General features: G+C 40.3%; 1 protein-coding gene. It reads left to right on the top strand.

The window, feature by feature from the left end; genetic code table 11:
* Positions 1–270: 270 nt before the first annotated feature.
* A partial coding sequence (locus tag KTHG_RS12760; RefSeq protein WP_186439597.1) for a suppressor of fused domain protein occupies positions 271–1,423 on the top strand: 1,153 nt, incomplete at its 3' end.

The following is a 1,423-nucleotide window of genomic DNA, read 5'->3' as shown; positions in this document are numbered from 1 at the left end:
GCTTACCAGTAGGTGTGGTCTATTGGTTGCATGAAGGGGCATCGCCATTTAAACCATTAGCTGTACGATTAGAGAAAAGCCATGACGAGGTAGCAAAAATTGTCTTTGAAAAACAAACACGTTTTTGTGCCTTTACCTTTACCGATTTTGTAGAACTACTCTATTAACATAAAAAGACACGGAGAAATCCGTGTTTTTTTGTGTATAATGGAGATAAATGACAAATACATACCATTTGTTTCATGAGAAAAACGAATTGGGGGCCTACATATGCAAGAAAATAAGACAGAAGAAAATTTAACCATAAAAGTAAATAAAGCAATTAGAAATGGAGACCTAGCAACATTACAACAACTATACAATCAAAATGAAGATATCTTTCATGTCTATACACCGGTTGGAACGGTTTTACATTTAGCAGCTGAGTACAATCAATCAGCTATCGTGAAATGGCTCATAGAAATGGGGATGGACATTGATATAGAAGATAAAAATTATGGCCATACACCGATAAGAAATGCACTATCAGAAGGGCATGTGGATTTGTTTAAAGAAATGTTTCAATTAGGTGCCAAGATTTATTTTGAAAACCCAAAACATCCTCACCAAGACCCATTATTCGGGGCTATCCTGGCAGGAAGTAAAGAGATGGCGCAATTATTAATTGAACATGGTGTGGATACGACGATTCGTTATTTTGAGCGAAAAGATGCAGAGTTGATGGCGAAAGAACAAAATCAAACGGAAATTCTAGCACTCATTCAGGCCCATAATGCAACTTTACCTGCCGACCATGTGCCGCGTACAACGCCTAAAAAGGAATACGATGATGAGGACTATGAAGATGAGGAGGATGAGGAAGAGTACGAAGAACCATCCAGTCATGCGGTAATTCGTGCGGCGTTTGAAGAGATGTACGGTCCGATTCAAACAACCTATTATCAAAACTTCCCTTCTGAAGTCCCGATTCAGGCGCATATTATTGCCCCATCAGCCGCCCATCCGTATTATGTTTTATTTACAACAGGTATGAGTGACCGCGCGGTTGGATACAACCTGTTATATGTGGAAAATATGATGAAAGTACCCGCAGATTGGCTTGAAGGCGGGGCAGACTGGTTGGATCGAGAAAAAATATGGCCGATTAATTGGTTGATTAAATTAGCATGTATTCCGCATGATGAAAACGTTCAGCCGGCTCGAGGGGTCATCGTCCCCAACAAAGGGGATTTAGCAGACCCGTATGGCATTGAAATTTATTTAAGCTGTATGTTAATTTCGGCTCCTACTGCTTCAGATATTCAGCACTTGCAGGTAGAAGGCGAAGAAATTCGCATCGATGAACTAGTGCCGGTATATAAAGCCGAATGGCAGTATGCGGAAGCAAATGGTTATACGGCTTTACAAGAAAAATTAACAGCCG

This window comes from Kurthia sp. Dielmo (genome assembly GCF_000307285.2).
Classification (GTDB): Bacteria; Bacillota; Bacilli; order Bacillales_A; family Planococcaceae; genus Kurthia; species Kurthia populi.
Note: the sequence above shows the minus strand (reverse complement) of the source record. Positions and strands in the feature narration are given on the sequence as shown.